Source organism: Trebonia kvetii, assembly GCF_007827045.1.
Taxonomy (GTDB): Bacteria; Actinomycetota; Actinomycetes; order Streptosporangiales; family Streptosporangiaceae; genus Trebonia; species Trebonia kvetii.
In genome coordinates this window covers 263406-286510 of the sequence record NZ_RPFW01000001.1, presented here as the reverse complement: position 1 = coordinate 286510, position 23105 = coordinate 263406, and the positions used below count along the sequence as shown (strand labels likewise).

The window sequence follows — 23105 nt, the reverse complement described above, 5'->3', positions numbered from 1 at the left end:
GCGCAGCCCGGCCCCTGCCGGGCCTCATGAACGGAGCATCGACGTTATGCTCAGCGTTCACCAGACCGCACGACCCTCACCAGCGACAACGCGCTGGCACTGCGCATAACCCAGCACTGCGCATAGGGCGGGATCGCGTCGCCCGTCCTCTCGAATGTCTACCTTGACCGGCTTGACCAGTGGATCGAGCATCGGCTGCTGCCCGAGTACAACCTCGGCCGCCGCCGTCGGCCCAACCCGGACTACGAGGCCGTGGAGAACGCGATCGCGCGGGCGAAGAGGCACGGGGACCGGGCGGAGGTGCGCAGGCTCAGCCTGCGCCGCCGCCAGCTTCCCAGCCAGGATCCCGCCGACCCGGGCTACCGGCGGCTCCGTTATGTCCGTTACGCCGACGACTGGCTGCTGGGGTTCGCCGGGCCCAGGCACGAGGCAGAGGAGATCAAGTCGAAGATAGCGGTGTTCCTGCGCGATGAGCTGAAGCTGGAACTGTCGCCGTCCAAGACCCTGATCACGCACGCCGCCAGCCAGGCAGCGCGCTTCCTCGGCTACGAGATCAAGGCCCAGCACTCCGACACCAAGATCACCCGCAACCGGCGGGCGGTCAACGGGGCGATCGGCCTGTTCGTGCCCAGGGACGTCATCAGGCAGAAGAGCGCGCTCTACATGAGCGGGGGAAGGCCAGCGCAGCGCGGCGCGCTGCTCCACGACGACGACTTCACGATCGTCGCGAAGTACCAGTCCGAGTACGCGGGCCTTGTCCAGTACTACCTGCTGGCCCAGGATGTCTTCCGCCTGGGCCGCCTGCACTGGGTCATGGAAACCTCGCTGCTCAAGACGCTCGCGGGCAAGCACCGCTCGACGGTCGGCAAGATGGCCAGGAAATACAGGGCCATTACTGTCACCCCCGCCGGGCCGCGCAAGGTCCTGCAAGTGACCATTGAGCGCGACAGAGGCAGGAAGCCACTGGTCACCCGCTTCGGCGGGATACCCCTGCGGAGAGTGCGCACGGCCGTTCTCACCGACCAGCGGCCCGTCATGGCCAGCGCCAAGCGGAACGAGCTGATCCACCGGCTCCTCGCCGGGCGCTGCGAACTCTGCGAGGGCACGGCGGGCCTTGAGGTCCACCACATCCGCAAGCTAGCAGATCTCGACAAGCCAGGACGACGGGAGAAACCCCCATGGATGCACCTCATGGCCAAGCGACGACGCAAGACCCTGGTCATCTGCCGCCGCTGCCACGAGGACATTCACGCTGGCCGGGCGACCACGCCCTACCCGAAATGACCACTGGAGAGCAGGGTGCGAGGAAACCCTACGTCAACGGTTGGGGAGAAAACGGTTGGGGAGAAATCGTGGGGGTCTGCGCCGGGCGGGGTTTGCGAGCGCCAGCCGGCGTCGTTATCATTCCGTTACCAAATTTCTGATCACGTAGAGCAACCATTCAGGCACTCCCTGGCGTCCTCACACATGACTGAGGCTCGCTAGGGGGTTGGGGCCCGTCCTGAAGTCCGGGGCCTCCCCCAAGATGCGGCTGCCCGTCAAAACCGGCACCCGGTTCGGCATGCGCCATTGTCCCGCACCCCGAACCAAAACTACAGCAAGACGCACGTCAGAAAACTAGCGAAACGGAAGGGGTTAGCAAAATGACGAGCTACTACTCCTACTACGATCCCTATTCGGGCTACTACTACTACTACGATCCCTATTCGGGCTACTACTACTACTACTAGGTCTAGTTCTTAGCCGCAGGATTGAGATTCGGCTGCGGCCTGGAGCGCTTCTCGGGACCGTTCGCCACGGCCACGGAGGTCGCGATTTGCTTAGGTGCTTTAGCTGCACCTGACAAAGCCCATTCAGCATCCATCCCGGGAGGAGGTTCTCAGGTGAGTAACGCGGGAGAAGGTTCTCAGGCGAGCAAGGCGGGAGAAGGTTCTCAGGCGAGCAAGGGAGGTGGGCAAGGCGGTCGCCAACAAGGCGGTCGCAAAGGAGAGCGGTCACCGTACGACGAGTACCGTGAAATGGCGCAGAGTGCGGCCACGCGCCAGCAGGAGCGTTTCGAAGCGTCCAAGCAGCGTTTCGAAGCCTCCACGGGCATTCGCCTCAAGTACGCCTTGAGCCTGCAGCAGATCGACGCGGAGCTCCAAGCCGCTCGGCGGCGAGCCACGACATCCTTCACACAGCGCCTCGAATCAGTGCATCAGCAGCGCCTTGATCAAGAGCGAAGGGCTTACGAGGAATACCTGAAAGAACTTGGAAGCGATGGTGATGACCGCGAGAAGCGGCTTTACGACGCATCGCTCAAGTTGCTACGCCACCAGGTGGATGCCGCTTACCAAGAGCAGTCGGGGTATGGCGATGCTCAGGCCGAATATCTGACAGCTCTCCGCGAAGCCGAAGCCCCTGCCCAGGAGAAAGCATGGCAAGAGGCGGCCGAGTGCTTTAAGCAACTACTCGAAGTCGAAGCGTAGGTCGTAGGTGTTACTCCTAGCGAACGAGTCGTAGGTGTTACTTCTAGCGAACGAGAGGTGATTTTCATGCCTTTTGGCACTCCGGGCTTCGGTCCCGGCGGCCCGGGCATGCTCGGCCCCGGTCCGTTCGGCCCCGGCCCCGGTCCGTTCGGCCCCGGTCCCGGTCCGTTCGGCCCGGGCATGCTCGGCCCCGGTCCGTTCGGCCCCGGCGGCCCCGGTCCGTTCGGTCCCGGTCCCGGCCCGTTCGGCCCGGGCATGCTCGGCCCCGGTCCGTTCGGCCCCGGTCCCGGCCCGTTCGGCCCGGGCATGCTCGGCCCCGGCCCGTTCGGTCCGTTCGGCCCCGGCGGCCCCGGCCCGTTCGGCCCCGGCGGCCCCGGCCCGTTCGGCCCGGGCATGCTCGGCCCCGGCCCGTTCGGTCCGTTCGGCCCCGGCGGCCCCGGCCCGTTCGGCCCCGGCGGCCCCAGTCCGTTCGGCCCGGGCATGCTCGGCCCGGGTCGTCCCGGCCCGTTCGGCCCCGGTCCGGCCTAGGAATCGCCACCATCCACCATGGCAACGCCCTCTGACCCGCTGTCTCTACCTCGGGAGGCGGGCCGGAATGGCTCGCGGAGGCCGTATCGAGTGCCAGAAGTGCCCCCAACCGGGGCACTTCTGGTGTGCGTCCGGCATGACCAGTCGCTCGGGGTGTAACCCCGGCTCGCGCCAGCGTGACCAAGAAGCTCGCCTGCGCCCTGTCAAACCCGTGATCGTGACCCCGAGGAAGCGGCGCGTCTGCTCGCCATGTGGGTCGATCACTTCGCGGCACGTGCAAGCCGAGCTCCGCCTGGTCCGCTCGCCGCCTCGTGCTCGTGTCTGTTCGCGAGCTCCACCGCTGGGCCGAGCACAACGCCGCCCGCACCCCCGAGCCGGCTCGGTGAAGCCGGTTATCCTGACCGGCTTCTTGTCCGCCAGGAAGTCCGAGCAGTCGAGGTCACCGACCCGCGGCAGGCATAGGCTGTAGGCCGGCTCACAGCTTCCCTCGGACCCAATCGTCGGTTGTGGGCGGTGTCTGCGGTGATGATGGTTATCGTGCCGCCGATCGGGACGGCGCCGTAGCCCGGGCAGACAGAGCCGGGCCAGTTGCGGCCGAGCTTGGTCAGCTCGGCGGCGAGCTGCCTGGCCTCGGCCGGGGTGAGCCGGGTCATCGCCGGGTCGGCCCACTCGCCGTCCGCCGCGGAGGTGGTCCAACACCCCGCCAGCGTCTGCCCCGCGTCCCCTGCGCGTTCTGCCTGGCGCTCAGCTCAGCTACGTTCCAGCAGGTAGAGACCAGGAGCGGGATTGCCCTCCGGAGCCGTGAGCGCAGCCCAGCTCCCCCTGCCGGCCCAGCTGCCAGGCCGGCTAATTTAGCCTGACCGGCACTCACCGGGCCCCTCCTTGATCAGCGCTGCGCACCGACGAAGCAGCGGCCCTTCCCATCACCGGCGGTTATGCTGTCCGCCCGGCTCAACCGGTACTACGGCCGCCTCCGACGCCCACCCGGCCAGCGATCCACTTCCCGGGGTCACCGGTTATAGGACGCCACGCTCCGGCAGCAAAATCCGCAGGCTGCCGGGCCGGGGAGGGCCTCCCCAGTTCCCGCCGCCACCATCGATACGTTCCGCGCCCCATACGCCGGGGAGTCCTTCGCGGCTGCGCTTCCAGGCTCTGCACCGCTTCCATGGCCTTCGCCCTGATTTCGGGGGCTCGGCACTCCCTGCTCCCGCCCTTGCGGGCGGGACCTCTAACGACGCCGCAGGCTTCGCGTCATGCTACGGACCGCATCATCGCTCCCCCTTACAGGGCTTTTGACGCTGGGCTCCGACCCGGCCCGTTTCCAGACCGAGCCGCCAGCCTGCTACCGGGCCTCCTGGCAGCTACCCGGACCGGACTTCCACCGGCAGGCGACGACGAGCTTACGAACAGCAAGATCCGCTGTTAAATCGCAGCTTCACCTCCCGCTCTGCTGGGCGCACGAAAGCCCGAGGCTACGGCACCCGTGCTCGCCGCAGCCGGCGGCAAGAACGGGCGCCGGATCCACCTCGTTCCCGTCCGGCCACGCCGCGTCGGCGTTCGCCTATGCCGTTGGCCGGCACCTGCCGCGGCTGGCTTGTAGGTCGCGGTGAAGTCGGCCTCGGTCACGCAGGCCGAAGAGGAAGCCGCCGGCGAAGCAGACGACAAGTAGCGGACCGGCCCGTACGGCCAGGGGCGCCGCCTTACCGAATTCCAGTCAGCCGGTGACTTGGAGCTCGTCGACGACGGCGGCGACGCCGTGTGCCATCCACGTGGCGCCGACCACGGCGTCCCGCTCGGCCCGGGTCCGGACATGGCCGGTAAGAATGACCGTGCTCCCGCTGGTGTCGACCAGCACGTCACTGTCATCAGGAACCATCGCGCTGCGGTCGAGGGCCTTCTCGACGACCTGCTTGATCTCGGCCCACTCGACGCCGGAGACGACGCCGATTTCATTCCTGACATTACGGACGCCGATCAGCCCGCTGACCACCTTCTCGACGGCGGTGCGCTGACTGAGGTACTGCACCGTGCCGGTCAGCGTGAGGTTGCCGTTCCTGGCGGTCGCCTCGACGCCCTCCGGCACCGTCGCATCGGCTGCGAGCGCGTTGTTCGCAGCGGTCGTCAGCATGGCGTCATCACGGGCGGCGCCAAGCGGCAGGACCACTTCCAGGTGGTTATGGACGGCGGTCACCCCGGCAACGCGCCAGGCCGCCTGAGCCGCACCCAGATACTGGGGATAACTCGGCACGGTGCCGGTAAGCGCCACCTCACCGTCGATGTTCTTGACAGAAATATCTGTGGCGTCGACGAGCGGATCGTAGCCGAGCTCCGTTTCCACGGCCTCGCGGACGTCCCTGGTCTTTCCCATGTGTGGCTCCCTTCTGTGCGGATGAAAGTACCGCGGCGCCCCGCCGGCCCACGAGAGGACCAAGTCCTTGCCGAACGTGACCTTAGTTCCATGCCGTCCACGCGACTCACGGGCTGGGGGGATGGTGTGCCGTAGCGGTGGCGGAAGGCAAGGTAGGCCGGCAGCCCGGCCAGGAGGGGAAGCCAGTACGAGGCGACCCGGTAGGCGAAGGTGGCGTGGAGGGTGGAGGGAGGGATGCGGGTGACGGCGCCGACGGCCTTGCCGTCGGCGCTCTGAGGATCCTCGTGCCGTGGCCGGTATCGGCTCAGGCCGCTTGCCTGTGTGAGTGCCTGAAGCTCCAGTGCTGGGCCTTCGTGGTCTCGTCCCGCTCGGTCTTTTCGTCATGGCGCAGATCGATGCCGGCCACCAGTCCCGCCGCCCCGTAGATCAGGCTGAACAGGCCGAACAGCAGGGCAAGGGTGAACGCGCCGATCCGCGGGTGGGCGAAGAGCACCACGCCGAACGCGATCGAGACCAGCCCGCCCAGGATGTACATCGCCCGGGTCCCGGCGCCCTCGCCGTAACGGAACCCGGCGAAGAACTCGAACAGGCCGGCGGCGACGGCCCAGGCGGCCACGACCAGCACGAGCACCAGCGCGGTGGGTCCCGGCCACACCAGGGCCAACAGCCCGGCCCCCGCACAGACCAGTCCGAGCAGCAGATGGCCGATGACCGGGCCCGCGCGGGTGCTGGTGAAGGCCACCACGACCTCCAGCCCAGCGGCCATGAACGCGTACACGGCGAAGAGGATGACCAGCGCGAGGATAGTAATGTTGGGCCAGGCCAGCGCCAGGATCCCGACGGCGATGGCCAGTATGCCCCGCACGATCAGGGAGGTGCTGAGTGACTTGAACATGACAGCGTTCCTTCCGTTCGTCCCTTTCCATTCCACGGGACAGCGATGCCGCATGATCCGGCAGAGGCTTTGGTCCCCTCCTCCGGTGACCTGCGGACTCTGGCGGCCTTTCTGTCCCGGGCTTGACAGGACTTTGTGCCCTTGATACGCCCCCGCGATACCGCCTGAAGTAAGCAGAAAGGCAGGAGCGACCGGAAGGAGCGCGCGTGCTGCACGTTGAGGTGGATCAGGTTACGGGAGACCCACTCCGGTTGGGTGAAGCGATCGGCTACATAACGAGCGAGGTCCGTCCGGTTCTGGAGCAGCAGCGAGGCAGCCTCGGGACGTTGCTGCTCATTGACCCGGAGGCGGGCGCCATGAGATTCGAGTCGTTCTGGGCATCGAACGGCGCGCTCGCTGACAGCGAGGACATGATCATCGCCAGCGTCCGCGAAGCCGCCCCGCGGGCCGGGGGGAAGGTCACCCGCGAACGCTATGAGGTCCAGGTGTTCGAGCGGGACGCGCCGTTGCGTGGCGGCCAGGGAGTGCGGGTGACACCGATGAAGGTCGTGCCGTCGAAGCTGGCTAACGTCGAAGACGCTGTCGCCTGGTACGGGGACACGGTGGTTCCCCAGCTCGCGGATACTGGCGGTTTCCGCGCCGCGCTGCTGTACGTCGACTGGGCTTCGGGCACTGTGATCAGCACAATCGTGTGGCAGGACCCGGATGCGCTGGCCACGAGCCGGAGCGCGGCGAGGGCGGGCGAGATCGCCGCCGCGGCGGCACTAGGCGGGGTGATCGGCGCCTCCGCGGAATACCGGCTGGTTTACGGCTCGGCGCGGGCAGCGTAACGGCCGCGCCATGGTGGACCTTTCGCAGTTCCGCCATGCGCCATGCCTGCGCCTGAGACTCGGCCGACACGCCTACCCACACGTTGGGCGGCCAAGGCAGGGCAAAACATCCGGGCCAGCCGGCGTGGCCTCTTGGTCACAACGCCGTGTCGGTGAAGAACAACAGCGGCAACACCGTCACGGCGGGCAGCGGGGCGAACAACCCGGTAGGCCTGGAGTCGGGACCGGCGGGTCATACCAGCATCAGCGAGGACTGGATGCTGACCGTCCCGTAGCTTCACCGGCTCGGGCGCGATGAACAACAGCTACAGCCTGAACGTGCAGCCCGCATGATCAGCATTCTCGTAGCGGGGGCGGCGGTGGTTACGGCCACCGCCGCGCCTCCCACGTTCGGCATCAGCGTCAGCCCGGCGGTCGTCACCGGCCCACCGTCCTCGGTGACCACGTACACCGTCAACGACGCGGGCAAGTCGCCCCTCACGGTGCGGGTGCAGGCCGTTGAGGAACGTCCGGTTAAGGGGGGCGGGTGGACGCCTTACGGGGAGTTCGACCAGGCGACGGTCTCACCGGAACGGTTCACCCTTGAGCCGGGCCGGTCGAAGGCCTTCAAGGTCACCGTCCGCGCGACGGACGGGTACGCGCACCACATCGCGGTCGCCGCTGAGGTCGAGGGGCAGGCGGTGAAGCGGGGTGCAGCGGTCCTGCCTACCGTGGCGGGGATCTACTAGGTGACCGGGAAGGCGAACCCGCTGTGGGCGACGCCGAAGGCGCTACCTGCACGGCAACCACCAGCACCGCCGTTCCCGTGGCTCTCCATCGGGCTCGGTGTCCTCGGTGCCGCTGTCCTCGCGGGGCTGGTGCAGGCGGCAAGGAAGCTACGCATCACCAGGAGGTAAGCACCATGGACGACTTCAAGGCACAGCAGGGCGCGCTTATCGACGCGGCAGCCGACCTGATCGAGCACACCAGCGGGCACGGTGCCTCCCGACGTGGCCGCTGCGGCGGGCCGCCCGGTGGAAGACCTGCTCGCGGAGGCAGCAGGTATGGACCGCGAGACGGTGTGCACCGTCATCGAGCGCAGCTCGCACCCGTAGACCGGGCCCGGTAGCTGCGCTGGCTCCCTGCTCCCCAGCTACCAGGCCCCCCCCGGACGCCCGGTTCGGTGCGCTGCTCGATCTCAGCCCAGATCGCGGGGTCAATCACGGGTTTACCTCGCGATCGTGATTTGGTCTGTCGTCTGACCCGGCGTGAATCCCAGAGGGACACGCCTAGGCTCTCGTGCGGCGGCGTTCCATGACTGCCATGACTGCCATGCGTCGTAGGCGTAGGCGTAATTATTCCAGGGGAACATGGCGGTTTCCTTCCGTTCAAAACTTGCAAGCGGGCGAACCGCTCGCTTGCAAGCATTTCACAGCGTCTCCTGGTTTCGTCGTGTATCAGCTACTAAGCCCCCGGACGCCCGGTTTGCCCCACCCGGCAGACCGGGCGTCCCCATTTCTGCGGCGCGCGTAGAGCCGTCATAGGCGGTCGGAGCCTGGTGTCCGGGTGTCCGTTACATCCCCCCGGAGGGTCGGCCCGCCACAGAGGCTTACAGGGCGACGGTTGATGCGGGCGGCCGGGGTGCGTGTGCGGCGGATCACCCCGGTTCGGTGTAACGAATAATCGGCACGTATGTCGTTAGATCACGGCAGAGGCACGCTCAGATCACGGCTGAGCTGCAAAGACTGTCCTACCAGGGGCTTTGCGCCCCAGCCCGTATGTTACGGGTTTGTCACGTACGTTGTAGACAAGGGGGTTAGTCAACGCTTAACCTCACGGCAGTAGGGCGTTATCTGGCGCCGGACGGATGACCCGCACCGCCCGACCCCCGAGACCAGTGCTGGCGAGTACCGTCGGCCACGCCGTGCCCGCCACGCACGGCGTCCGGCAGGCAATCGCGCGCGGCGAGTGCAGTGCCTGGCAAGCACTGTGCCCGCAGCACGGCACGGCCAGTCGCCCCACCTGACAACGCCAGGGTCCGCTGCGGCGGAACGGAAGGGGTGACCGTGAGCGGCGCAGACGCGCTGTTGGTGATCGGGCTGATTGCCTTGGCCCTCGCGTTCGGCGCGTTCGTCATCGTCCTACGGCGGATTCCGGCCCGCACCCAGCCTGCCGTCGAACCCAATCAGCTCGCGGACCAGCAGGCGGAACGGGCTACCGGGCAGGCCCAGGCGGAGGCCGAGCAGGTCAGGTCCCGCGCACAGGCCGACGCCGACAAGATCCTCAGCAGGGCCGCCGAGGCGGCCGAGCAACTGGCAAGGCAGGCCGAGGACGGCCGCCGCAAGGCGGAAGACGAAGTCAGCGCGATCAAGGACGAGATACGCCAGCTGCGCGGCGACCTGGAACGACGCGAGCAGCGGATCGGCGAGCGGGAACAGCGTCTCGACGACGAGAGCCGTCGCCTCGAGGCGCGTGGGCAGACCCTCGACGCGCGCAGGAACGAGATCGAGGAGCGGGCGAAGGCACTTACCGACGCCGACGCGAGGGCGAAGGCCGAGCTTGAGCGGGTCGCCGCCCTCACCGCCGACCAGGCCAGGGCAGAACTCGTCGCCGCGATAGAGAATCAGGCCAAGCGCGAGGCGGCGGTCTCCGTCAGGGACATCGAGGCCACCGCGCGGACCGAAGCGGACAAGCGGGCACGCAAGATCGTGACGCTTGCCATCCAGCGGGTCGCCGTGGAGCAGACCAGCGAGTCGGTCGTCTCGGTGATGCACCTGCCCGGCGAGGAGATGAAGGGCAGGATCATCGGCCGCGAGGGCCGCAACATCCGTGCCTTCGAGTCGGTGACCGGCGTCAACCTGATCATCGACGACACGCCGGAGGCGGTGCTGCTGTCCTGCTTTGATCCGGTGCGCAGGGAGATCGGCCGCCTCACCCTGGAGCGCCTGGTCGCCGACGGCAGGATCCACCCGCAGCGCATCGAGGAGGCCTACGAGCGCGGCAAGGCCGAGATCGAGCAGATCTGCCAGCGGGCCGGCGAGGACGCGATGACCGGCCTCGGCATCACCGACATGCACCCCGAGATGATCAGCCTGCTCGGCCGCCTGCGCTACCGCACCTCCTACGGCCAGAACGTCCTCGGCCACCTCATCGAGTCCGCGCACATCGCCGGCATGATGGCGAGCGAGCTAGGACTCAACCCGGTCCTGCTGCGCCGCTGCGCGGTCCTGCACGACATCGGCAAGGCGCTCACCCACGAGGTCGAGGGCAGCCACGCCCTGATCGGCGCCGAGATCGCCCGCAAGTACGGCGAGTCAGAAGACGTGGTGCACGCCATTGAGGCCCACCACAACGAGGTCGAGGTCCGCACCGTGGAAGCGGTCCTCACGCAGGCCGCGGACTCCATCAGCGGCGGCCGCCCTGGTGCCAGGCGCGAGTCCCTGGAGATGTACGTCAGGCGGCTTGAGCGCCTGGAGCAGATCGCGGCGGAAAAGGAAGGCGTGGAAAAGGTCTTCGCCATGCAGGCCGGCCGGGAGATCCGCGTCATGGTCAAGCCCGAGCAGGTCGACGACATCCAGGCCCAGGTAATCGCGCGCGACATCGCCAAGCAGGTCGAGGAAGAGCTCACCTACCCCGGCCAGATCCGCGTCACCGTCGTCCGCGAATCCCGCGCCACCGAATTCGCCCGCTGATCCCGTTTTGGGCCGAGCTATCGAGTGAGTGCCGTCGGGCCGGCCAGCGCCGGCCCGACGGCACTCACACGGCCGCGTTATGGCCGGAGCTCGAGGACGACGTTGACCGGCGTCTGGGTGACCTCACGGAACTGGCTGAAGCCAGCGTCCTCGGCCAGTTGCCGGACTACCGCGGGACCAGCTTGGGCGCCGAGTGCGACCCCGCCGGGCTGGGCAAGCGCGGCCGGCGTGCACTGGAACGTGGACGCGGCGTAGCTGAGCGCGGCCATCGGGCTGGCCAGGTTCGCCGCGTAGTCGTCGGCCGCGTTCGGTTCGACGACAAGGACGGCGCCGTCGGGCGCGATCGCCTTGCGTGCGTGGGCAAGCGCCGCGGCCGGGTCGCCGAGGTCGTGCAGGGTGTCGAGCAGGCAGATCAGGTCGAACCCGTCGGCCGGGTAGCTGGTCGCGTCGAGCGGCTCGAACCGGATGCGGCCGCCGAGGCCGGCCTGGTCGGCCCGCTGCCTGGCGACCTGGATGGACCGGTCGTGGAAGTCATAGCCGTGCACGGTCGCCTGCGGGTAGGCACGCGCCAGCAGGATGGCCGCCACGCCGTGCCCGCAGCCGACGTCGGCGATCCGGCCGCCGGCGGCCAGCGTGTCGGCCACGCCGGGCAGGGCGGGGACCCACTCGGTGGTCAGGCTGGCGGTGTAGCCGGGACGGAAGAACCGCTCGGTGCCCTCGAAGACGGCCGGGTGTTGCTCGTGCCACGGGATGCCCGCGCCGGTGCGGAACGCCTCGGCGAGGCGGTCGATGCCCGCGAACCAGCCGCGGGTGATGGTCGCGCCGCCCGCCAGGAAGGCCGGCGACGCCTCGTTCGCGAGCACCAGGGCGGCCTCGGCAGGCAGCACGTACCGGCCGTCGCCCTCCCGGTAGGTGAGGAATCCCGCGGCGGCCTGCTGAGACAGCCACTCCCTCACGTAGCGGGCCGCCGTGCCGGTGCGGGCGGCGAGTTCGTCCTGGGTGGCGGGCCCGCCGTCGGCGAGTGCCCGGTATAGCCCGAGCTGGTCGCCGACCGCCACCATGGCGGTGGTGGCCGCGCCGGTCATTGCGCCGAGCAGCCGCTGCACGTTCTGCTCGATCAGTTGAGTGTCCATCGGGAAACCTCCGCGACGTGGATAGATGATCATGCCTGCCGCCGACGCTAGGCCGCGGACGGCCAGCCCGGCTGAGCCGAACATGAGGCGAACCTGAGCCGCCCGGCTCAGGTTCGCCTCAGCTTGGGCTCACCGACGCCGCCCATGTCCTGCCTACGGTGGCCACGTCAACTGGTGACGGGGGCTGCGGGGAGGCGCACAGCGCCTCCCGGCACCCGCACGAACACGAACGAAAGGCAGCGCCACATGCATATCCAGGTGATCACCTTCAAGCTCGATGGCATCGACGAGGCGGCGTATCAGGCGCACGTGGAGCAGAGCGCTCCGGCGTTCGCCGCCATGCCCGGTCTGCGTGCGAAGATCTGGCTGGCCAACGAGCAGACCAACACCTACGGTGGTATTTACACGTGGGACGACGTCGCCGCGATGAAGGCTTACCAGAGCGGGAAGATCTTCCAGGGGTTGCAGGCGAACCCGCACATGATCGACGTGGCTGTGCGGGACTTCTCGGTTCTGGCCGGGCCTACGAGGGTGACCCGAGGCGGGTACTGACAGATGAGCGAAGCACGGCCGGACGGGCGATGAGCGGGACCCTGCGGACATTGCTTGGCGCCAGGGCGGCCGCCGTGGTCGGCCGGCAGGCGGAGCGGGCGGTGCTGCTCGAACTCCTCGACCGTGACCGCCCGCTGGTCGTGGCCGTGCATGGCATCGCGGGGACCGGGAAATCCGCGCTGCTCGCCGCCTTCGCCGAGGACGCGCGAGCATGCGGCGGCGCGGCCATCGTCAGCCTGGACTGCGGCGGCATCGAGCCGACCGAGCGCGGCTTCCTCGCCGCGCTCGACCGCGCGATCGGGGGGTTGCGGGCCGGATCGCCCCGGGAGGGGCGGCCGGTGGCGACGGTTGCCGACGCCGCCGCCGCGCTCGGCGGCCTCGGCGACCGGGTGGTGCTGGTTCTCGATACCTACGAGCAGCTCCGGTTGCTCGACACCTGGCTGCGGCAGGAATTCGTGCCCGGCCTTGGGGACAACACCAGGCTGGCGCTGGCCGGCCGTGAGCCGCCGGTCGCCGCCTGGATCAGTGATTTCGGGGACCTGCTGACCACGGTGGCGCTAGCGAACCTGGCACCCGCGGATGCCGAGGCGCTGCTGCGCCGCGAAGGGGTCAGCGCCGCCGCCGCCGCTCGGATCACGCGCTTCACCCATGGCCACCCGCTCGCGCTCAGGCTTGCCGCGTCGGCGCGGGGCGCGCGCCCGGATCTCACCGTCCCCGACGCCGCGGTCGCCACCGTTGTCACCGAGCTCGCGCGGGTCTATCTCTCCGGCCTGGACCAGCCGACCAGGGCCGTTCTCGACGCCGCCTGCACGCTGCGCCGGCCGACCCTGTCGCTCCTCGGTGCCCTGCTGCCGGATGTGCCACCGCACGAGGCCTACGACCTGCTGCGCCCGCTGCCGTTCGTGGAGTTCGGGCCGGACGGTCTTGTGCTGCATGACACCGTACGCGAAGTCGTCGCGGCGCTGCTGCGGGTCAACGATCCGCCGGCCTACCGCGCCCACCGGATCGCGGCCTGGCGCCAGCTGCGGCGCGAGTTGCGTACCGCTCCGCCGACGGACCTGTGGCGCTACACCGCCGACCTGCTCTACCTCATCGAGAACCCGGCCGTGCGGGAGGCGTTCTTCCCGACGGCCAGCCATCAGTACGCGGTCGAGCCAGCCCGGCCGGCCGATGCGGCCGAGATCACCGCCATCGCCCGTGTGCACCAGCCAGCCGGGGCAGTCGCCATGATGCGGTCCTGGTGGGACACGATGCCGTCCGCGTTCCGCGTCGCGCGGGACTCCGACGGGACCCCCGTCGCGTACCAGTGCCTGTGCGAGGCGACCTCTGTGCCGGCCTCGCTCCTCACAGCCGATCCGGTCGTCGTCGCATGGCGCGAGCACCTGCGCGCCAATCCGGTGCCGCGCGGCCAGCAGGTGCTCTTCCTCCGCCACATGCTGGCCGCCGACGGCGGCGAAGCCACGACGCCGGCCCTCGCCGCGCTGATTCTCGACCTCAAGCGGCGCTACCTCGAGATGCGGCCCAGGCTGCGGCGCATCTATTCGCTCGCCGCCGATCCCACCGCGCGGCTGGCCCAGTTCGCGCCGCTCGGCTTCGCGCAGCTCCCGGACGGCGCCGCCGAGATCGGCGGCACCACCTTCCATGCCCTCTACAACGACTTCGGGCCGTCCTCCATTGACGGCTGGCTGACCGACGTCGCCGCGCGGGAAATGCTCATCGAGGACGACGGCCTGCTCGATCCCGACCGCCGCCAGCTCATACTCGACGGCACCCGCGCCGATCTCACCAAGCTGGAATTCGACGTCCTGCAGTACCTGTATGAACGCGAAGGGCGGGTCGTCGACCGGGCGGCGCTGCTGCGCGATGTATGGGGCTACGACTGGAACGGCGGCAGCAACGTCGTCGAGGTCGTGATCAGCGCCCTGCGCCGCAAACTCGGCGCCAGCTCGGGAAGCCTGCAAACAGTGCGCGGCGCCGGCTACCGCTTCACCGCCCCGCCCTGACCCATGTAATTCATCATCCGTTTATGGGAAGTGCAGGGCTGAGGTGGTGGCGGTACAAGCCCGCGACGCGGAAGGCCAGGTCCAGGGACTGGCTGCGGTTGAGCCGGGGATCGCAGGTGGTCTCGTAGCGGTAGCTCAGGTCGCTCTCCGCGATGCGGTGGCCGCCGCCGACGCACTCGGTGACGTCGTCGCCGGTGAACTCGATGTGGATGCCGCCGGGGTGGGTCCCGAGCGCGCGGTGCACCTCGAAGAAGCCGGCGACCTCGTCGAGCACGTCGTCGAAGTTCCTTGTCTTCATGCCGCTAGCCGATTCCACCGTGTTGCCGTGCATCGGGTCGCACACCCAGACCACCGGCGCCCGGCTTGCGGACACCTTCTCGACCAGCGCGGGCAGCGCCTCGCGGATCCGCCGCGCGCCCATCCGGGTGGTCACGGTCAGCCTGCCCGGCTCTTCGTCCGGATCGAGGATCTCGGCCAGCTCGAGCACGTTCTGCGCGGTGGCGTTCGGGCCGACCTTGACGGCGATCGGATTGCGGATCCGGCTGGCGAACTCGACGTGCGCGCCGCGCGGGTCGCGGGTGCGCTCGCCGATCCACAGCAGGTGGGCCGACAGGTCGTAAACATGCCCGTTCCGAGAGTCGACCCTGGTCAGCGGTCGCTCATAGTCAAGCAGCAGCGCCTCGTGGCTGGAGTAGAACTCCACCGCGCGGAACTCCCTTGGGTCGGCACCGCAGGCGTGCATGAACGTGATCGCCCGCTCGATGTCGTCCGCGAGCTGCTCGTAGCGCTGTCCCGCCGGGCTGCCTGCCACGAAGTCCTGGTTCCACGCGTGCACCTGGCGCAGGTCGGCGAAGCCGCCGCTGGCGAGTGAGCGGCACAGGTTCAGCGTGGCCGACGCGCAGTGGTACGCCTCGAGAAGCCGGCCGGGGTCAGGCGTGCGGTCCGCACGAGTGAACTCGATGCCGTTGACCGCGTCGCCTCGGTAGACCGGAAGCTCTAGGCCGTCGCGCACCTCGGTCGCGGCCGACCGTGGCTTGCCGAACTGGCCCGCCATCCGCCCGATCTTCACCACGGGGACGCTTGCCGCATAGGTCAGCACGACCGCCATCTGCAGCAGCGTCTGGAACTTGCCCCGGATGCTGTCCGCCGTCGACCCGGCGAACGTCTCCGCGCAGTCACCGCCCTGCAGCAGGAAAGCCTCGCCGCGCGCGACCGCGGCCAGCCGGCCTTTCAGCTGGTCGCACTCGGCGGCGAGCACGAGCGGCGGCAGGGCCTCCAGGCTGCGCGCCACCGCGTCCAGGCGGTCACGGTCGGGCCACTGGGGTTGCTGAAGCGCGGGCAGGCTCACGAAGTTCAGGGTATGTGGACCGACAACGCTCTTCCGGCTATTGGCGCCCGGCGCGTCGCCAACTGAGTCATCCGACTTATGCGATGTCCCGGTGCGGCGGCTTACCGTTCTGGCATTCGCCCAGGTCACCGACAGAAAGAAGGATCGGAATGGGTAGCTCAGCAGCACGGAATGTCGTACTTGTGCACGGCGGATTCGTTGATGGTTCCGGCTGGCAGGGCGTGTACGACGCGCTCAGCCGTGACGGGTTCCGGGTCGCCGTCGTGCAGAACCCCACGTTGTCACTGGACGGCGACGTGGCAGCCACCAAGCGGATTCTCGACGCCCTGGACGGGCCGGCCGTGCTCGTCGGCCACTCCTACGGCGGCGCCATCATCACCGAGGCCGGCACCCACCCGAACGTGGCGGCGCTGGCCTACATCTGCGCGTTCGCGCCGGACGCGAACGAGTCGGTCAACACGCTCATCGCGGGCTTCCCCACCGACGGGCCGCAGCCGCCGATCCTGCCGCCCAAGGACGGGTTCCTGCTCCTTGACCGGGAGAAGTTCCACGGATCGTTCGCCGGCGACCTGCCCGACGACCTGGCCGCCTTCATGGCCGACTCCCAGGTCCCGTGGGGCGTGGACGCCCTCGGCGGGGTGGTAACCGACCCGGGCTGGCGCGCCAAGCCCAGCTGGTACCTGGTCACTGCCGAGGACCGGATGATCCCGCCGTCGGCGCAGCACGCCATGGCCTCGCGGATCGGGGCGACCGTCTCCGAGGTAGCGGCGAGCCACGCCGTCTACGTGTCACAGCCAGACGCGGTGGCCAAGGTCATCGTGGAGGCCGCGGCCGGCACCACGCACTAGCCGGGACCGCGCCGGATGCCCTGCCGCCCCTGACCGTGACCGTGGCCTCCTGGCCCGTCACGGCCAGGGGCGGTAACCTCCCGGACGTCGTCAGTTAACCTGAAGTTCGTTATATTGGCGGACGTGCGTACTCCTGCCTTGCCGCTCTACGGGCGGGATGACGAACTGGCCCGGCTGCGCGACTTGATCGACCACGTGCCAGAACGCGGCGGCGCGCTCGTGCTGCGCGGCGAGGCTGGCATCGGGAAGTCGGCGCTGATCTCGCAGGCCGCCGTGCGGGCGCGCGAGCGCGGGCTTACCGTCCGGACTGCCACGGGAGTGCAGTCCGAGGCGCGCTTCGCCTTCGCCGGCCTGCATCAGCTGCTGCTCCCCTTCCTCAATGCGCTTGACCGGCTCCCCGCACCCCAGCGCCGGGCATTGGAGATGGCCTTCGGCATGCGGGACGCACCAGACGACAGAGCACCTGACGTCTTCCTGATCGCGCTCGGCGCGCTCGGAGTGATCACCGAGGTGGTCGACACCGCTCCGCTGCTGCTCGCGGTGGATGACGCGCAGTGGCTTGACCAGCCGTCCTGCGAGGTGCTCGGGTTCATCGGGCGCAGGCTCGACGTGGAACCGGTGATCGTCCTGCTCGGCGTGCGGGAGGGAGTGGGCGGTTCGGCCGACGTGATCGGCCTGCCCGAGCTGCGGGTACCCCCGCTGGCCGGAGCGGCGGCGGACGCACTGCTCAGCTCGCACGCCGAACACCTCCCAGCCGATCTGCGCGCCAGGCTGCTGCGCGAGGCGGCGGGGAACCCGCTCGCCCTGATCGAGCTGCCCAAGGCGTTCGCCGGTCAGGACGGCAAGCGGCCATCCCCGCAGAACCCGCTGCCGCTGACCGCCCGGCTTGAAGAGGTATTCGCGGCGCGGCTCTCCGACTTCCCGCCCGGTACCAGGACGCTTGTGCTCCTCGCGTCCCTCGACGACAGCGGCGAGACGAGCGATCTGCTGCGGGCGGCGGAACTGATACTTGAGCATTCCCTGGGCGCCGAGGCCTTCCACCCGGCGGTGGCCGGGGGCCTTGGCGTTGCTGAGTCCGGCCGCTTTCGCTTCAGGCACCCGCTGATGCGCTCCGCCGTCCAGCAGGCCGTGACCGCGGCGGAGCGCCGCCGGGGACATGCCGCGCTCGCCGAGATACTGGCCGGCCGGCCGGACCGGAGCATCTGGCACCGGGCCGCCGCGGCGGACCGGACCGACGAGACCGTGGCGGCCGACCTGGCCGCGCTGGCCAGGCGCGCTGAACTACGCGGCGGCGGCGACGTGGCGGTCTCGGCCCTAGACCTGGCCGCCAGCCTCAGTGACCAGCCCAGGCAGGGACAGCGACGGATTCAGGCCGCGTGGCTGGCATTCCAACTCGGCCGCCGGGAGGACAGCCTGCGGCTAGCACGCCAGGCCCAGCAGCTTCCGCTTGCCGCGTACGAGCGGACGCTGGTCGCGTACCTGCTTGAGCTCCTTGGCGGCAGCTGGTCGGGGCCGGACAGCATCCGGAGCTTTCTCGCGGTCGCGGAAGACCTGGCCGCCGCCGGCGACAAGGCGCGGGCACTGCGAATGATCGGCATGGTGTCGCTGCGGCTCTACTTCGCCAACCCCGACGATGAGACGCGGCGGCGCGCGGTTGCCGTCGCGGGCCAGGTCACGGCGTCACGGGATGATCCGTTCTTCCTGGAAATCCTTGCCTATGCCGACCCGGTAGGCCAGGGCTGCGAGATCATCGGCCGCCTCGCCGCGCTCTCGCCCGCGAGCATGACCGACCCCGATGAACTGATGGCCGCGGGCGGCGCGGCCTCAGCGGCCTGGGCAGACGACCTGGCCGTGCCGTTCCTGCGCGAGGCGAGTGAGGCGAGCCGTGCCGCCGGACAGCTCGCCAGCCTCACCAACGCACTCGCGCTCGAGGCCTGGGCGTACCTGCGCCGCGGCGACCTGCGGGCGGTCGCCCCTGCCGCCGCCGAGGGGGTGCGGATGGCCACGGAGACCAGGCAGCCGCGCTACCTGGCAGTGGCCAAGACGGCGCTTGCGATCGTGGCGGGTGAGCGGGGCGATCCCGCCGCGGCCGACCTGGTCGCCGAGGCGGAAGCTGTGCTGCTGCCGATGGGCGCCGGCCCGATGCTGTCCCTTGTCGAGCTGGCACGTGGCAGGATAGCCCTGGCCGGCGAGCGCTTCGCCGAGGCGTGCGACCATTTCGCCCGCGTCTTCGACCCCGGTGACTTCGTGCATCATCCCTTCATCTGCGGCTGGGTGCTCGCGGACATCGTCGAAGCGGCCGTCTACGCCGAACGCGACCCGGGTGAGGTACGAGGAATCGTCGCGGAGTGGGAGAAGATCGCGGCCGTGACCGGGGCCGGGCACCTGCGCGTTCAGCTCGGCTACGCGCGAGCGCTGCTGGCCGACGAGGCCGATGCCCCGCGGCGGTTCGCCGCCGCCCTGGCGGGGACGCACGACTGGCCGTACTACCGCGCGCGGACCCAGCTCGCCTATGGGACGTGGCTGCGCCGCAGAAGGCACAATGCCGAGTCGCGCTCGCCGCTGCGCGAGGCGGCGGACACGTTCACCGCGCTCGGCTCCATGCGTTTCGCCGACCGTGCCCACCGGGAGCTCCGTGCCTCCGGTGAGACGGTGCGCAAGCGCCAGCCGGAGGCGTGGGACGAGCTGACCCCGCAGGAACTCCAGATCGCGCAGCTGGCGGCCGACGGCCTGACCAACAGGGAGATCGGGGAGCGGCTCTACATCTCGCACCGCACCGTCGGAACCCACCTCTACCAGCTCTTCCCGAAGCTCGGCGTGACCTCGCGCACCGAACTCCGCGCGGTGCTCCAGCCCAGCTAGAACCAGCGGGGCCCGCTAGCCCCCAGCTAGGAAAGCTCGACAGGCGGCACGCCCGGCGGGGTGAAGCCGAAGATCTCGCCGTAGAACGCCAACTCCGCCTCAAGCGACTCGATCAGCGTTTCCGTTTTGCGGAACCCATGCGACTCGGCCTCGAACGCGATGTAGGCGTGCCTGATTCCGTGGGCAGCCAGGTCGGCGGCCATGGCCTCCGACTGCGCGGGCGGGACGACGGGGTCGTCAAGCCCCTGGAGCAGCAGGATCGGGCAGGTCAGCTCGTTGACATGGCCGACAGGCGCCCGCTCGACGTAGAGCTGATCCGCCTCGGGAAGCGGGCCGATCAGCCCGTCCATGTACCGGGACTCGAAGTCGTGCGTGTCCGTCGCGAACGGGCGCAGGTCCGCGACGCCGTAGTAGGACGTGACGGCCGCGAACACCGCCTCCTTCGTGCCGGTGAGGTAGGGGCCGCTGGTGACCGCCGCCAGGGCCGTCCAGCCGCCGGCGGAGCCGCCCCTGATGCCGAGCCGGTCCCTGTCTGCCTCTCCGGCCGAGGCGAGGCCGAGCGCCGCGGTGTAGGCGTCGGCGACGTCCACGATGCCCCACTGGCCGCGCAGCCGGTTGCGGTACTCGCGCCCGTAGCCGGTGGAGCCGCCGTAGTTGATGTCGATGACGCCAATGCCCCGGCTGGTGAAATACGCCTTCTCCATCGACACGACGGGCACCGAGTTTGACGTCGGACCGCCATGCACGTGCACGATGTACGGCGGCAGTTCACCCGCCGGCCCCGTCAGCAGGGGATGGGAAGGCGCGTACACCAGGGCGTGCACCACCTCCCCGTTCGGACCGGCTGGGAGCCGCACCGGGCGCGCGTCCGGCAGGTAGGCAGGGTCGGGAGCGGCGATCGGCTGGCTCTTCATGACCTCGAACCCGTCGTCCGCGGTAATCCGCAGCACGCTCCACGGGGTGCGCGGCCCGCCCGCGATCGCGGCGATCGTGGTGCCGGCGACCGCGATCTCAGCGTCGGCGTTCCGGTAGCCGGGCAGGTCGAGGTCGGTCAGCGCGCCGGAGTCCGGGTCGAGCAGGCCGAGGCGGTGCTCGCCAAGACCGTGCAGGACGACCAGCCGCCCGTCGCCGAGCACGTCGAACGGGCGGCCGCCGAGCTGCCACATCGGCCCGGCGAACTCCTCGGCCAGCGGGTGCAGCGCGCGCGGCGAACCGCCCTCCGCGGGCACCTCGTACAGGTTCCACCATCCGGAGGCATCGGAGATCGCGTACAGCGCGGCATCATCGCGCCACACCGGAGCAAGCACCGACTCAGCGGCGCCGCCCATGACCAGCGTCGCGTCCGCGACCTGGACGGTGTCGCCGGTGACAGCGCAGACCCGCAACTCCGTGCCGTCCCACGGCATGTTCGGGTGGTTCCAGCTGATCCAGGCCAGCCGGGTGCCGTCCGGCGACGGCGTGGGAAAGGCGAAGAACTGCGCCCCGGACACGAGCACGCGAATCGCGGCGGGATCAGTGGCAGCGGAACCGTCAAGCGGCACCGCGACGATGTCCCGCCGCACCGCCATGCCGCCGCCCAGGTGGAAGCCGTCGGGCAGCGCCTCTCCGGCCGGGGGAGCGGGTAGCGAGATCTCCCGCACGCACCAGATCTCCTCGCCGTCGGGCGACAGCACCATGTCGGCGAAGCGGAAGCCAAGATCGGAAGGCGTCAGCGGCACCGGCGAAATGCCCGCGTCGACCGCACCCCCCGCCGCGTAGAGCCGCTGGTCGGCGAAGTTGGCGAAGACCAGGTCGAAGCCGCCGGCCAGCGACAGCGACGGCACGGGCAGGTACGACTTGCCGCCGTACTCGTGCACCCGGGTGCGCGCGTTCCACGGCGCGGGCAGCAGCTCCCGTGGCGCCGCACCAGGCGAAGCGCAGGCGACAATCGTCGACCGCCCGCCCTCGGACGGCCGCCGTTCCATCCACCACACCTCGCCGCCGGCGATCGACGGATAGGAGACCGCCACGGCCCCGCGGGCCACGTCGGCCGCGCTGATCGGTGATTCCCAGGTTCCGTAGGCAGCGATCGATGTCATGCGTCCATCCAATACCACGACCCGCCCTGACGGTGCGCATCCGCCCCTATCCTGGTCAGGTGGGAGAAGGACGGACGTACGAGATCCGCACCTACGGGTGCCAGATGAACGTGCATGACTCCGAGCGCGTCGCGGGGCTGCTCGAGGATGCCGGATATGTGAAGGTCAGCGAGGGCAGCACGCCGGACCTGGTGGTTTTCAACACCTGTGCGGTGCGCGAGAACGCGGCCGACCGGCTGTACGGCAACCTCGGACACCTGCTCCCCACGAAGAAGGCGCACAAGGGCATGCAGATCGCCGTCGGCGGCTGCCTCGCCCAGATGGAGCGGCAGAAGATCACCGACCGTGCCCCCTGGGTCGACGTCGTGTACGGCACGCACAACATCGGCGCCCTGCCCAAGCTCCTCGAGCGCGCCCGCGAGCGTGAGCAGGCGCAGGTCGAGTTCGAGGAAACGCTGACCACGTTCCCGTCCCTGCTGCCGGCCCGCCGTCAGTCCGCCTACTCCGCGTGGGTGTCGATCTCCGTCGGCTGCAACAACACCTGCACCTTCTGCATCGTCCCTTCGCTGCGCGGCAAGGAGAAGGACCGCCGCCCAGGCGACATCCTCGACGAGATCGGCGCCCTGGTCGACGACGGGGTCATCGAGGTCACCCTGCTCGGCCAGAACGTGAACTCCTACGGCGCCGAGTTCGGCGACAAACTGGCCTTCAGCAAGCTGCTCAAGGCCTGCGGCGAGATCGACGGGCTGGAGCGGGTCCGGTTCACCTCGCCGCACCCGAGGGACTTCACCGACGACGTGATCGAGGCCATGCGCGACACGCCGAACGTGATGCCCAGCCTGCACATGCCGCTGCAGTCGGGTTCCGACACGGTGCTGAAGGCGATGCGCCGCGCCTACCGCCGCGACCGCTACCTGGCGATCCTGGACAACGTTCGCACGCACATCCCGCACGCGGCGATCACCACCGACATCATCGTCGGCTTCCCCGGCGAGACGGCGGAAGACTTCGCCCAGACCCTTGACCTGGTGAGCCAGGCCAGGTTCTCCTCCGCCTTCACCTTCCAGTACTCGATCCGCGAGGGCACCCCGGCCGCGACGATGCCGGACCAGGTGCCGCGCGACGTCGTGCAGGAGCGCTACGACCGGCTCGCCGCGCTGGTCGGGCAGATCGCGGAGGAAGAGAACATCAAGCAGGACGGCACCGTGGTGGAGGTCCTCGTTGCCGAGGGTGAGGGCCGCAAGGACGCCGCCACGCACCGGCTGTCCGGCCGCGCCAGGGACAACAGGCTCGTCCACTTCGCGCCTGCGGGCACGACACCGCGCCCCGGCGACATCGTGACCACGACCGTCACCCGCGGCGCGCCGCACTATCTCGTCGCGGACGGCGCGCCGCTCAGCGTGCGTCGCACCCGGGCGGGCGACGCGTGGGAGGCCCGCCAGTTCGCCGCGCAGGCCGCGACGGTTCCGCAGGACGCCGCAGTTCCGGTCCTGCTCGGCATGCCGACCCTCCGGGGCTAAG

General features: G+C 69.5%; 18 protein-coding genes. 13 read left to right on the top strand and 5 right to left on the bottom strand.

The genetic code is table 11. The annotated features are described in order from the left end of the window. Positions 1-132 precede the first annotated feature (132 nt). The 3 genes from EAS64_RS01170 (at position 133) to EAS64_RS01160 (ending at position 2996) form a co-directional block, all read left to right on the top strand. The gene (locus EAS64_RS01170) at positions 133-1284 is read left to right on the top strand and encodes a reverse transcriptase/maturase family protein (protein ID WP_145850850.1); all 1152 of its coding nucleotides are present in this window, start codon (positions 133-135) and stop codon (positions 1282-1284) included. A 599-nt stretch (positions 1285-1883) separates the two neighbouring features. Then, complete coding sequence (locus EAS64_RS01165) at positions 1884-2468, top strand: hypothetical protein (protein ID WP_145850849.1); 585 nt, start codon at positions 1884-1886, stop codon at positions 2466-2468. A 66-nt stretch (positions 2469-2534) separates the two neighbouring features. Next, positions 2535-2996 carry a hypothetical protein gene (locus EAS64_RS01160; RefSeq protein WP_187365605.1) on the top strand — a complete coding sequence of 154 codons (462 nt, stop codon included), beginning with the start codon at positions 2535-2537 and terminating at the stop codon, positions 2994-2996. A gap of 1714 nt (positions 2997-4710) precedes the next feature. Here EAS64_RS01160 and EAS64_RS43175 read toward each other — a convergent pair. Together EAS64_RS43175 and EAS64_RS01145 are read right to left on the bottom strand one after the other, a co-directional pair. After that, positions 4711-5364: a BON domain-containing protein gene (locus tag EAS64_RS43175; protein WP_187365604.1), complete on the bottom strand. Its 654-nt coding sequence runs from the start codon at positions 5362-5364 to the stop codon at positions 4711-4713. Between the two features lie 304 nt (positions 5365-5668). Then, on the bottom strand, positions 5669-6259 hold the full coding sequence (locus tag EAS64_RS01145) for an HdeD family acid-resistance protein (RefSeq protein ID WP_145850847.1): 591 nt from the start codon (positions 6257-6259) through the stop codon (positions 5669-5671). A gap of 251 nt (positions 6260-6510) precedes the next feature. On the opposite strand from EAS64_RS01145, the gene EAS64_RS01140 reads away from it, so the two are divergent. The 5 genes from EAS64_RS01140 (at position 6511) to rny (ending at position 10760) form a co-directional block, all read left to right on the top strand. Continuing rightward, positions 6511-7089 carry a hypothetical protein gene (locus EAS64_RS01140; protein ID WP_145850846.1) on the top strand — a complete coding sequence of 193 codons (579 nt, stop codon included), beginning with the start codon at positions 6511-6513 and terminating at the stop codon, positions 7087-7089. Between the two features lie 152 nt (positions 7090-7241). Next, entirely contained in the window at positions 7242-7364 is a 123-nt protein-coding gene (locus EAS64_RS46620) for a hypothetical protein (protein WP_281283168.1), read from the top strand. 54 nt (positions 7365-7418) lie between these two features. Then, on the top strand, positions 7419-7817 hold the full coding sequence (locus tag EAS64_RS01135; protein WP_145850845.1) for a hypothetical protein: 399 nt from the start codon (positions 7419-7421) through the stop codon (positions 7815-7817). Then, on the top strand, positions 7818-7985 hold the full coding sequence (locus EAS64_RS43170) for a hypothetical protein (protein ID WP_187365603.1): 168 nt from the start codon (positions 7818-7820) through the stop codon (positions 7983-7985). Between the two features lie 1149 nt (positions 7986-9134). Then, positions 9135-10760, top strand: a complete 1626-nt coding sequence (rny, locus tag EAS64_RS01130; RefSeq protein WP_145850844.1) for a ribonuclease Y — start codon at positions 9135-9137, stop codon at positions 10758-10760. 77 nt (positions 10761-10837) lie between these two features. Here the strand turns inward: rny and EAS64_RS01125 are convergent, their stop codons facing one another. Then, positions 10838-11893 (bottom strand): methyltransferase domain-containing protein, encoded by a 1056-nt coding sequence (locus tag EAS64_RS01125; protein WP_145850843.1) that lies wholly within the window; start codon positions 11891-11893, stop codon positions 10838-10840. Between the two features lie 246 nt (positions 11894-12139). Between EAS64_RS01125 and EAS64_RS01120 the strand changes: the two genes are divergently transcribed. Together EAS64_RS01120 and EAS64_RS01115 are read left to right on the top strand one after the other, a co-directional pair. After that, on the top strand, positions 12140-12445 hold the full coding sequence (locus EAS64_RS01120; protein ID WP_187365602.1) for a YdhR family protein: 306 nt from the start codon (positions 12140-12142) through the stop codon (positions 12443-12445). A 29-nt stretch (positions 12446-12474) separates the two neighbouring features. Continuing rightward, the gene (locus tag EAS64_RS01115; protein WP_145850841.1) at positions 12475-14448 is read left to right on the top strand and encodes a winged helix-turn-helix domain-containing protein; all 1974 of its coding nucleotides are present in this window, start codon (positions 12475-12477) and stop codon (positions 14446-14448) included. 13 nt (positions 14449-14461) lie between these two features. Here EAS64_RS01115 and EAS64_RS01110 read toward each other — a convergent pair whose 3' ends face one another. Beyond that, positions 14462-15796, bottom strand: a complete 1335-nt coding sequence (locus EAS64_RS01110) for a class II 3-deoxy-7-phosphoheptulonate synthase (protein WP_439333577.1) — start codon at positions 15794-15796, stop codon at positions 14462-14464. Positions 15797-15945: 149 nt separating this feature from the next. Between EAS64_RS01110 and EAS64_RS01105 the strand changes: the two genes are divergently transcribed. Both EAS64_RS01105 and EAS64_RS01100 read left to right on the top strand, forming a co-directional pair. Beyond that, positions 15946-16644 (top strand): alpha/beta fold hydrolase, encoded by a 699-nt coding sequence (locus EAS64_RS01105; RefSeq protein ID WP_145850840.1) that lies wholly within the window; start codon positions 15946-15948, stop codon positions 16642-16644. 123 nt (positions 16645-16767) lie between these two features. Continuing rightward, the gene (locus EAS64_RS01100) at positions 16768-19506 is read left to right on the top strand and encodes an ATP-binding protein (RefSeq protein ID WP_145850839.1); all 2739 of its coding nucleotides are present in this window, start codon (positions 16768-16770) and stop codon (positions 19504-19506) included. A gap of 26 nt (positions 19507-19532) precedes the next feature. Here EAS64_RS01100 and EAS64_RS01095 read toward each other — a convergent pair whose 3' ends face one another. After that, positions 19533-21584, bottom strand: a complete 2052-nt coding sequence (locus EAS64_RS01095) for a prolyl oligopeptidase family serine peptidase (protein ID WP_145850838.1) — start codon at positions 21582-21584, stop codon at positions 19533-19535. A 59-nt stretch (positions 21585-21643) separates the two neighbouring features. Here EAS64_RS01095 and miaB point away from each other — a divergent pair, with 59 nt between their 5' ends. Continuing rightward, a complete protein-coding gene (miaB, locus tag EAS64_RS01090) occupies positions 21644-23104 on the top strand; it encodes a tRNA (N6-isopentenyl adenosine(37)-C2)-methylthiotransferase MiaB (protein ID WP_281283167.1) in 1461 nt (486 codons plus the stop codon). Position 23105: the final 1 nt, after the last annotated feature.

Bases quoted from the DNA above. Each gene is read 5' to 3' on its own strand.
- EAS64_RS01160 (WP_187365605.1), top strand. From the start codon at position 2,535: ATGCCTTTTGGCACTCCGGGCTTCGGTCCCGGCGGCCCGGGCATGCTC.
- EAS64_RS43175 (WP_187365604.1), bottom strand. From the start codon at position 5,364: ATGGGAAAGACCAGGGACGTCCGCGAGGCCGTGGAAACGGAGCTCGGC.
- EAS64_RS01145 (WP_145850847.1), bottom strand. From the start codon at position 6,259: ATGTTCAAGTCACTCAGCACCTCCCTGATCGTGCGGGGCATACTGGCC.
- EAS64_RS01135 (WP_145850845.1), top strand. From the start codon at position 7,419: ATGATCAGCATTCTCGTAGCGGGGGCGGCGGTGGTTACGGCCACCGCC.
- EAS64_RS01125 (WP_145850843.1), bottom strand. From the start codon at position 11,893: ATGGACACTCAACTGATCGAGCAGAACGTGCAGCGGCTGCTCGGCGCA.
- EAS64_RS01120 (WP_187365602.1), top strand. From the start codon at position 12,140: ATGCATATCCAGGTGATCACCTTCAAGCTCGATGGCATCGACGAGGCG.
- EAS64_RS01115 (WP_145850841.1), top strand. From the start codon at position 12,475: ATGAGCGGGACCCTGCGGACATTGCTTGGCGCCAGGGCGGCCGCCGTG.
- EAS64_RS01105 (WP_145850840.1), top strand. From the start codon at position 15,946: ATGGGTAGCTCAGCAGCACGGAATGTCGTACTTGTGCACGGCGGATTC.
- EAS64_RS01095 (WP_145850838.1), bottom strand. From the start codon at position 21,584: ATGACATCGATCGCTGCCTACGGAACCTGGGAATCACCGATCAGCGCG.